Genomic DNA, 9,237 nt, shown 5'->3' with positions numbered 1-9,237 from the left:
GAGTGAAGCGCGGAGGCACCAGATGAGGCAGTGGTGGATATTGCTTGGCGTGGCCCTCGGCCTGATGCCGGCATGCGATGCGCAAGAGACCCGTCAGGCTTTGCGTCCGGAGCTCGCAGCGCTGGAGGTTTTGGCGAACGCCTGTTGGAGTTTCGACCGTGATTTGTACGGGCTGGAGTTTTGTTTCGATACCCAGTTGGACGGACAAATTCTTCGTGCGGTCCAGACAGACTGGAATGACACCATGACCTTTAGTGGGGCCGATCTGATCCTGTACTGGGACGCGGCTGAGCACCGCATCGCCTACCGGCAATATACCTCAAGCGGGGATGTGGCGGAGGGGTGGATTATCGTCACAGCCGACAGCCTCGCATTTCGCGGCGACGGTATCCGCCTCAGTCCCGATGCGGGCAGTGCAAGCCCTTATCAATTCCGGTTCGTCTCATCCGACGCGCTTGATGCGGCGGAACTGGCACCGGGTTCCGGGCGAGGTTTGCAACAGCCTCTACGGTTTGAGCGTCGGCCGCCGAGACTGAATAAGGATCGAGGGGCCTGCTGTGACGGGGCCTGGCAAGTCGCCGAGTGGGACAGTTATCGCCGCCTTGGTGTGCCGTCATACATGGCGGCTCACCTCAGCCATCAACTCGCGCCGATGGAGTTCATGCTCCGGATTGGCGTGGCGGATGACCCGGGCGACGGACTTCACCATGTTCGCGGCGGCGAGCCGATGTATGGCGGGCATTTCCTTCGCCAGCTTGAGGTCGTGACGGGCTCGGGCGGCGATGTTCGCGAGGAGACGATCTATTATTGGGACGCCGAAGCGGGAGAGGCTCGCTTTGACGCCTATTCCTCGGTGTCGGGCAGCCGGCAAGGCCGGGTCGTGTTCACCGAGGACGGTGTGCGGCTCGCGCCGCTGTCTGATCCCAGCGGTCATGATGGCTACCCGGAAATGGAGCTCAGGCCGGGCGACCCTGAGTCGGGGCAGGTCCTGCTGGTCTCGGTTCGACCTGGTCAGGCCGCAGGGCCCGTCGACGGCTCACAGATCCGGTTTGAACGCCCTGACCGCGCGGACATTGTTCTGCTCCTGGGGCCGGAATGGGCACCGGATGCGCCGGCATTCAGTCGGCCTGGCTGAACGAGGGTTAACTGGTTTTCCCTGCCGCCTGAAACGCCGCGGAAATCGCAATCTCATCAACCTCCGCCAGTGCGGTGCGAGGCGTATCGTCCTTTGCATCCAATCCGCCCCCTTGGCGCATCAAAGTACCGAAGCTCGATTCGGTGGATCAGATGACTGTCCTCAAAGTGATGTTTTTCGCCTGCGTCGCTGCGGCCTGCCTGGGTGCTCCTGTGGCGGCTCAGGAGGCCAGTTTTCACTATGATGGCGATCTCCGCCTGAGCCCGCAGACGGGGAGCTTGTCGGCCCACTGGACCATCACCGCCCATGAGGATGATTTGACCGAGGTCAGCTTCCTGCTCAATGCCGCGCTGGGTGAGGCGCAGATTGACGGACCGGATGTTGTCGCGGTTACCAGCGCTCTGACCGAGGGTTTCAACGGCCCGTTGCGTGTCTACACCGTGACGCTGGCCCCCGCGCTCGAGGGCGCCGACCGGGTTATGCTGATGCAGTATGCCGGCCCGCTCTTTCCCGAACCGCCCCAATCGGCGATCAACACGCTGGATCCGGGCAAGGTCGAGTTCACGGTCGACAGTTTCTGGATGCCCTTCGATCAGCGTTTTTCGTCCTTGCTGACCGCTGATCTGGATATCTGGCTGCCGGGTGAGTGGGATGGCGTCACCATGCAGACCATCGCGCGCACGGCTGGCGGGTTTCATATCGACCAGGACACACCGGCATTAGATCTCGCTTTTACCCTGATGTCGGACTTTCAGCGCGTCGAGGCGCCCGGCTATGTCATCTATGACACGCGCAATCCGGGCGGTGGCAATCTCGACGCCCTGGTCGGCGCGCTGGAACATTGCACCGGCTTTCTCAACGACCTCGCAGCCGGGGCCGGACCCTTGCCGGACGCTTCGATCATTGTGACCAGCCGCCATGAGGGCGGCTATTCCCGTGGCACGCTGATCGCACTGACCGATATCGCGGAGACTTCCGAGGCCAGCCTGACCCAGTTCATCTGCCACGAGCTGGGCCACTACTGGAGCCATGGCAATGCGATGACGGTCGAGAACTGGCTCAATGAAAGCTTCGCCGATTATACCGCCGTCATTGGCATGCGGGCTGCGTTGGGCGAGGCTGCCTATGACGAGCGCATGGCCGCCTATCAGCGTCAGATCGACGAAGCCCCGGACGACCTCCCACCGGTCTGGACGCCGGCGACAACGGAGCGTCCGCCCTATCTGGTGGCCTATCGAAAGGGTCCGCTGGCGCTGGCGCGTGCCGAGGGGCTGATTGGACGCGAGCTGTTCGCGCGCTTCCTTCAGGCGGCCATGCAGGCGCGTGTCTCCACGACGCCGCAAATGTTGGACGTGTTCCAGTCTGTCGCCGGCGCAGAGGCCCGTACGGCGTTCGAGGTGATCCTCGCCGAATAGCCGCTAGAAACCGTCGAAGCTCGCAAATTCATCGACATCCGCCCGTGCTGTGCGGGTCGCGTTGATCGGCGCGTCGGGGTCGGCATGACCCAGGGCTATGCCGCAGAACAGGGTGTAGTCGTCGGCGATACCGACGCTGGTTTTGACGGCTTGTGGAAAGGCTGACCAGAATTCCTGGGCACAGGTGGCGAGGCCTGCCTCTTGGGCGGCGAGCAGGAAGCTCTGGATGAACATGCCGCAATCGGACCATTGGCCCGGCTGCATCGATTGGTGCAGCGAGACGAACAGGCCAACCGGCGCACCGAAGAATTCGAAATTGCGCGCAAACTGGATCAGCCGCGCCATCTTGTCCTCGCGGGTAATGCCAAGCGTGGCATACATGGCTTCGCCACAGGCAAAGCGCCGGGCGCGCCAGGGATCGGTGATCGGCTTGGGATAGACTTGGTATTCCAGCGCCGGTTCACCCATTGGGTGGACGGCCTGGGTCGCCTTAACGGCATCGATCACGCGCTGACGCGCTTCGCCGGTGACGACGTGAACCTGCCAGGGCTGGAGATTGCCGCCCGAAGGCGATCGGCCGGCGAGGGCGAGCAAGTCGCGCACCTGTGCTTCGCTGACCGGGGTGTCGAGATAGGCGCGCGTGGAGATGCGGGCGGTGAGCGCTTCACTCACGTCCATCAAATCGAAAAACTCGTGCCGCAGCCGCAGGCCGCCGTGGCGTTGGGGTTGCGGATCTGGAAGGAGGCGCCGATCAGCTCGTCAACATAATCAATCTCTGCGCCTTCCAGGAAGGGCAGTGAGGCTTCGTCGATCACCACTTTGGCGCCATCGCGTTCAAGCACGAGATCATCGGCATTGACGGCGGTGTCGAGGTCGAATGTGTAGGAGAAACCGGAGCAGCCGCCACCGATCACGCCGATCCGCAGCAGGTTTCCAGCGGCTTGGGCAGCGAGGATGGAATTGATTTGTTGCGCCGCATTGGCGGAGAGCGTCACAGGTGTCGTCATGATCAGACCATATCCGGCGTTCAGTTTCAGAGCTTGATGCTCTATATGGACCCGCACAGACGGTGATGAAAGACCAGAACGGTATGAAGAAAGATCGGGCGACATGAAAATAGCGGCCAATGACCGATTTCGCGCGCCCTATGCCTGCCACCCGTCGCAATCGCGCGGCCGGCAGTTCGCCCAGCCCGAGAGCGCGATGCGCAACGCCTTCCAGCGTGACCGCGATCGGATCATCCATTCCGGCGCCTTCCGGCGGCTGAAGGAGAAGACCCAGGTCTTCGTCGCCCATGAGGGTGATCAATACCGCACCCGGCTGACGCATTCGCTGGAAGTGGCACAGATCGCCCGCACCTTGGCGCGGGCGCTGGGCGGCGATGAGGATCTCGCCGAGACCTTGGCCTTGGCCCACGACCTCGGTCATCCACCTTTCGGTCATGCCGGCGAGCGTGTTCTGGCTGACAAGATGAAAAAATTCGGTGGCTTCGATCATAATGCCCAAGCGCTGCGCGTCGTCACCAAGCTGGAGGTGCGTTATCCGGAATTCGATGGGCTCAATTTGACCTGGGAAACGCTCGAAGGCGTGGTCAAGCATAATGGCCCGCTTATGCCGGCTGGCGGCGATGGATCCGAGCTCGCCTGGGCCTTCACCGATTATTCCGACTGGAAAGCGCTGGAGCTGCACACCCATGCCGGGCTTGAAGCGCAGATCGCGGCGCTTTCCGATGACATTGCGTACAATAATCACGATCTCGATGACGGCCTGCGCTCCGGCATATTGGAGATCGACCCCTTGCTCGACTTGCCGCTGGTCGGCGACATTTTCCGACGCGTGCGGGCGCGCTGGCCGAAGATCAAGCGCACGGTGTTGATCCATGAAGCGGTGCGTGAACTGATCGGTGTGATGGTCAGCGATGTGCTGGTCGAGACCAGCGGGCTGTTGGACGCAGCGCGGCCCGAGAGTGCCGCTGCCTTGCGTCAGCTCGGCCAACCCGTGGTCGCCTTCTCAACGGATATGCTCGAGATTCTCGCGGCCCTGAGGCGGCATTTGTTTGCCAATATGTATCGCCATTACAAGGTCAACCGCATGATGAGCCAGGGCCAGCGGGTGATGAGCGATCTGTTCGATCTCTATCTCGGCGATCCCGGCGTCCTGCCGCCCGATGTTCAAAGGGATATGGGCGAGGCCGGTTCGGCGCAGACAGCGCGCGCAGTTTGCGATTATATTGCCGGCATGACGGATCGCTTTGCGGTCGAGGAGCATCGCCGACTGTTTACCGTACAGGGCTATTATTGATGCGGCGGGCCTGTCAGGCTGCGAGATCGGTAAGTGCATGGGGCAGACAGTGTTATCGTGATGGGGTGACGCGCGATTCGCGCGCCGCAGGATCATTGCCAGACGCCAGGACAAGATGACGGATCAGGACGACGACGCGCGCCTCGGGGCCTATGCTCCCCCGACTGACGAGTTCGCAACATTCGACGCGCGCGACGAGGATTCGCGGCGCGGCCCGCTCTTGCTGGCCGCGGCCTTTGCCGTGTTCGTACTGTTTCTTGGAGTGGTGTGGAGCGCCTATAATCAGGGCCTGCGCGAGAGCGGCCGCGATGGTGCACCACGACTTTTGGCCAATAGCGAGCCCTATCGCGAGCGGCCGCTCGATCCGGGTGGCGTCCAGACGCCTGACACCGACATGGATGTCTATGACCGCCTGACCGGCGATGATCACAGCGATGAAGCTGTCACCACGCGTCCCGGACCAGAAGAGCCACTCGATGAGAGCCGGCCGGCCCTGCGGATCGAGACCGTCGACGCCGATCAGACCGGCGATCAGCCTGCGCCTGAATCAGCCGCCACGCCGGATGTGACACCGCGTCGAGCGCCCGACCGGCCGCAACCGCAACAGGTTGAGCCGGAAACACGGCCTGCCGCGCCCGTGCGCGAAGCCGTGCGTGAGCCAGAGCCGGCCCCGGTGGCGACGCCGGCAGCCTCCGACATCGCCGTTGATACCAGTGGTGAGTGGGTGGTGCAGATCGCGTCTTTCCGCTCGCAAGCCGATGCCGAAGCGGCCTGGCTGGCCTTTCGGACCCGTTTTTCCAGCATCGCCGCCGGTGTCGCGCCGGACGTTGCCGAGGTGAATATTCCTGAGCGCGGCGTCTATCACCGCCTGCGCATCGCCGCCTTTGCCAGTCGCGACGCGGCTGTGGCGTATTGCGCCCGCTTGCAGCAGGGCGGGCAGGACTGCCTGGTCGCGCGCCGATGAGCATCAGTGCCGCGATCTACGGATTGTCGGGGCCCAAGCTGACGACAGTCGAGAAGGCCTTCTTTCGCGATGCCGATCCCTGGGGCTTCATCCTGTTTGCGCGCAATATCGACGGTCCGCGCCAGCTCACCCGTCTGACCGGCAGCCTGCGCGATGCGCTCGGGCGTGATGTGCCGATCCTGATTGATCAGGAAGGCGGACGCGTCGCCCGGCTCAAACCGCCAACCTGGCGCAAGGCCCCGCCAGCGCAGGATTTCGGCGATTTGTTCGAACGTGAGCCGGAAGCGGCGATTGAAGCGGTGCGGCTCAATCACCGCCTTCTGGCGCATGAACTGCGCGGTGTTGGCGTCGATGTCGATTGCGCGCCCGTGCTCGATCTGCGCATTCCCGGCGCCGACGATATTATCGGTGACCGCTCCTTCGGTGAGACACCCGATATCGTGGCCCTGTTGGGTCAGGCGGCGATGGACGGGCTGATCGCGGGCGGTGTTGCCCCCGTGATCAAACACATTCCAGGCCATGGCCGCGCCGATGCCGACAGCCATTTGTCGCTGCCACGTGTTGCCGAGGAGCATGGCCTGCTCTCGGAGACGGACTTTGCCGCTTTCCGCAAGCTCAACAAGGCGGTGATGGCGATGACGGCGCATATTGTCTATGCCGATATCGACCCGGAAAATCCCGCCACCACCTCGCGCGATGTGGTGCAGAATGTCATTCGCGGCGAGATCGGATTTGACGGTTTCCTGATGACCGACGACCTCTCGATGAAGGCGCTCTCGGGCACATTCCGCCAGCGTGGTGAGGCTTCGATCCGCGCCGGCTGCGATATTCTGCTACACTGCAATGGTGATCGCGGCGAAATGCGCCAGGTCGCCGAAGCGGCGCCGCGATTGGCCGGCAAGGCACTGGAGCGGGCCGCGCTGGCCGAGCAGGCCCGCAATGTGATCGAGGATTTTGATCCGGAGACCGGCGAATCAGAGCTCAATGCATTGTTGAAACTGGCCAAGCGCTGAGGATGATGTGACCGACGACTTCCAGGAAGACCTTCGCTTCGAGGCGGCCGAAGAGGCCGAGACGGAAGCGCTTGTCGTCGATCTGGATGGTTTCGAAGGGCCGTTGCATTTGCTGTTGGCGCTGGCGCGCAAGAAAAAGATCGATCTCGCGCGCATCTCGATCCTGGAACTGGCGGAGCAATATCTCGGCTTCATGGCTGCAGCCAGCCGAAAGCGGCTCGATCTCGCGGCTGATTATCTGGTGATGGCCGCTTGGCTGGCTTTCCTCAAATCCAAACTCCTCCTGCCCAAACCGCCGCGCGATGACGAAGAACCGGTTGAGGTTTTGGCCCAGGCTCTGGCCTTCCGTTTGCGGCGGCTTGATGCGATGCGCGCCGCCGGTGAGGCGCTGCACGCGCGGCCACTGGAAAATCGCGATGTCTTCATGCGCGGTGCGCCCGAAGGCGTGCGCTCGACCCGTTCGGTGCTTTACGAGGCCGATCTGCACGATCTGTTGAGCGCCTATGCGACGCGCCGTTCGGCCTTGACCCGCTCGGTCTACCGGCCGCAAGTGCCGCGCGTTTACGGTCTGGAAACTGCGCGTGCGCGGTTCGAATCGCTGCTGCCGCAGATGAAAGACTGGCGCGAATTTGATAGCCTTCTGCCGGGCGAGGCCGATCTCGGCCCCAACCCGCCGCCACGCATTTCGGTGCGGGCCAGCTCGGTGCTGGCGGCACTTGAGATCACCAAGGACGGGCAGGCGCAGCTGCGCCAGCGTGCGCCCTATGCACCGCTCTATGTGCGCGGCTGCGACAGGAATGAGACCGCTGATGAGTGATGAAGACGATATCCAGACCGCTGACCCGATCGCCGATGCAATCGCCAGTCTGCGTGCCCAGGCGGCGCATCAGGGCCCCAGCTCGGATCGCGAGGCCTCTGAGGCGCTCGGTCTGAGGTTGGCGGTCGACACGCAGCGGCAAAATCTGCGCTTGCTCGAAGCGCTCTTGTTTGCCGCCGCCGAACCGCTTGACGAAGAAACCCTGATCGGGCGACTTCCGCTGGAAGCCAATATCCAGGCCCTGCTCGCCGCCTTGGCCGAGGAATACGCCTCGCGCGGCGTGCGTCTGGTCGATGTCGGCGGACGCTGGCGCTTCGAGACGGCGCCCGATCTGGCCGAAGCCCTCAACGAAGTCCGTCAGGAGCCGCGCAAGCTATCGCAAGCGGCGCTCGAAACCCTGTCCATCATTGGCTATCACCAGCCGGTGACGCGGGCCGAGATCGAGGAGATTCGCGGCGTCGCGGTCTCGAAAGGCACGCTCGACCTGCTGTTCGAACTGCGTTGGATCCGTCCGCGTGGCCGCCGCCGCACGCCGGGCCGGCCTTTGACCTATGGCACCACGCCGCGCTTTCTCGAGTATTTCGGACTGGCGGCAATCGGCGATTTGCCCGGGCAAGCCGATCTCAAGGCAGCCGGCCTGCTCGATGCGCGCATCCCGGCTGATTTCTTCATGCCTGACCCCGGTCGCAGTGAAGGCGATATGGCCGATGAAGATCCGCTGGATGCTGAAGATCAACGCACATTCCATGTCGACTTCATGGATGATGATGGCGAAGGTGGGGAAGCAGATATCTGATCGCCGTATTGGACGCGACCGGGTAACTGGATTAGACCTTGTGACAATTGGTTAGACGGAGGGGCAGATGGCTCCCGGAATGTGGCAAATCCTTCTCGTCGTATTGCTCGCAGTGCTGCTGTTTGGCGGCCGCGGCAAGATTGCAGCCGTGATGGGCGATTTCGCCAAGGGCATCACCAGCTTCCGCAAGGGGCTGAAAGATGAGGATGACGAGGGTGAGGGCGAAAGCGATGACGCCGCCGCTCCCGCACCCGGACTCGACGCCGCTGCGCGTGAAGACGAAAAAACCGGAGTTTAATCGCTATGGCACCCGGCATCGGAATGCCGGAAATGCTGGTGGTGCTGGTGCTGGCGCTCGTTGTGGTCGGCCCGCAGCAATTGCCGGTGTTGATGCGGCGGATCGGTCGCATGCTGGCCCAGGCCCGCGGCATGGCCCGGGAATTCCAAGCCAGTTTCGAGGAACTCGGTCGCGAGACAGAATTGTCCGATTTGCGCAAGGAAATCGAAGCCCTGAAGCGCGGCAATCCGATCGAGGAAATTTCCGGCGAATTCGATAAGGCCGCACTTGAAGCCCAGAATGACAAGATCCGGCAATTGAAAATGGCCAGCGCCAATCGGATCGGCGATGAGCGCTTCGATGCGCCCAAGCCGGACTCCAAAAAGCCTGAGGCCAAAAAGCCGGAAGCTTCCAAGCCAGAACCTTCCAAGCCAGAACCTTCCAAGCCAGAACCTTTCAAGCCAGAACCTTCCAAGCTAGAACCGGCCAGGCCAGAACCTTCCAGGGATGACGAATAGC

General features: G+C 62.7%; 11 protein-coding genes. 9 read left to right on the top strand and 2 right to left on the bottom strand.

The window, feature by feature from the left end:
- Window positions 1-22 precede the first annotated feature (22 nt).
- Both AAC029_RS09410 and AAC029_RS09405 read left to right on the top strand, forming a co-directional pair.
- The gene (locus tag AAC029_RS09410) at window positions 23-1,135 is read left to right on the top strand and encodes a hypothetical protein (RefSeq protein WP_339746779.1); all 1,113 of its coding nucleotides are present in this window, start codon (window positions 23-25) and stop codon (window positions 1,133-1,135) included.
- Between the two features lie 152 nt (window positions 1,136-1,287).
- Window positions 1,288-2,550, top strand: a complete 1,263-nt coding sequence (locus tag AAC029_RS09405) for a M1 family aminopeptidase (RefSeq protein WP_339746777.1) — start codon at window positions 1,288-1,290, stop codon at window positions 2,548-2,550.
- 3 nt (window positions 2,551-2,553) lie between these two features.
- Here AAC029_RS09405 and AAC029_RS09400 read toward each other — a convergent pair whose 3' ends face one another.
- A complete protein-coding gene (locus tag AAC029_RS09400; RefSeq protein ID WP_339746775.1) occupies window positions 2,554-3,228 on the bottom strand; it encodes a nitroreductase in 675 nt (224 codons plus the stop codon).
- Window positions 3,228-3,557 carry an iron-sulfur cluster insertion protein ErpA gene (gene erpA, locus AAC029_RS09395; RefSeq protein ID WP_339746772.1) on the bottom strand — a complete coding sequence of 110 codons (330 nt, stop codon included), beginning with the start codon at window positions 3,555-3,557 and terminating at the stop codon, window positions 3,228-3,230. Before erpA ends, AAC029_RS09400 begins: the two co-directional genes overlap by 1 nt.
- Window positions 3,558-3,660: 103 nt before the next feature.
- Here erpA and AAC029_RS09390 point away from each other — a divergent pair, with 103 nt between their 5' ends.
- The 7 genes from AAC029_RS09390 to tatB all read left to right on the top strand — a co-directional run bounded on the left by AAC029_RS09390 (window position 3,661) and on the right by tatB (window position 9,236).
- On the top strand, window positions 3,661-4,851 hold the full coding sequence (locus AAC029_RS09390) for a deoxyguanosinetriphosphate triphosphohydrolase (protein WP_339746769.1): 1,191 nt from the start codon (window positions 3,661-3,663) through the stop codon (window positions 4,849-4,851).
- 115 nt (window positions 4,852-4,966) lie between these two features.
- Window positions 4,967-5,815, top strand: a complete 849-nt coding sequence (locus AAC029_RS09385; RefSeq protein ID WP_339746767.1) for an SPOR domain-containing protein — start codon at window positions 4,967-4,969, stop codon at window positions 5,813-5,815.
- Window positions 5,812-6,828: a beta-N-acetylhexosaminidase gene (nagZ, locus tag AAC029_RS09380; RefSeq protein WP_339746765.1), complete on the top strand. Its 1,017-nt coding sequence runs from the start codon at window positions 5,812-5,814 to the stop codon at window positions 6,826-6,828. Before AAC029_RS09385 ends, nagZ begins: the two co-directional genes overlap by 4 nt.
- A 7-nt stretch (window positions 6,829-6,835) precedes the next feature.
- The gene (locus tag AAC029_RS09375; RefSeq protein ID WP_339746762.1) at window positions 6,836-7,645 is read left to right on the top strand and encodes a ScpA family protein; all 810 of its coding nucleotides are present in this window, start codon (window positions 6,836-6,838) and stop codon (window positions 7,643-7,645) included.
- A complete protein-coding gene (gene scpB, locus AAC029_RS09370; protein WP_339746759.1) occupies window positions 7,638-8,441 on the top strand; it encodes an SMC-Scp complex subunit ScpB in 804 nt (267 codons plus the stop codon). The genes AAC029_RS09375 and scpB overlap by 8 nt, the downstream gene beginning before the upstream one ends.
- A gap of 67 nt (window positions 8,442-8,508) precedes the next feature.
- Window positions 8,509-8,739 carry a twin-arginine translocase TatA/TatE family subunit gene (locus tag AAC029_RS09365; protein ID WP_339746756.1) on the top strand — a complete coding sequence of 77 codons (231 nt, stop codon included), beginning with the start codon at window positions 8,509-8,511 and terminating at the stop codon, window positions 8,737-8,739.
- 5 nt (window positions 8,740-8,744) lie between these two features.
- A complete protein-coding gene (tatB, locus tag AAC029_RS09360) occupies window positions 8,745-9,236 on the top strand; it encodes a Sec-independent protein translocase protein TatB (protein ID WP_339746753.1) in 492 nt (163 codons plus the stop codon).
- The last annotated feature ends 1 nt before the right edge of the window (window position 9,237 follow it).

Origin of the sequence: uncultured Maricaulis sp. (assembly GCF_963975345.1) — a bacterium.
In the GTDB taxonomy this organism is placed as follows: domain Bacteria; phylum Pseudomonadota; class Alphaproteobacteria; order Caulobacterales; family Maricaulaceae; genus Maricaulis.
The sequence above is the reverse complement of the archived record's forward strand: the minus strand, read 5'-3'. Positions and strand labels throughout refer to the sequence as shown.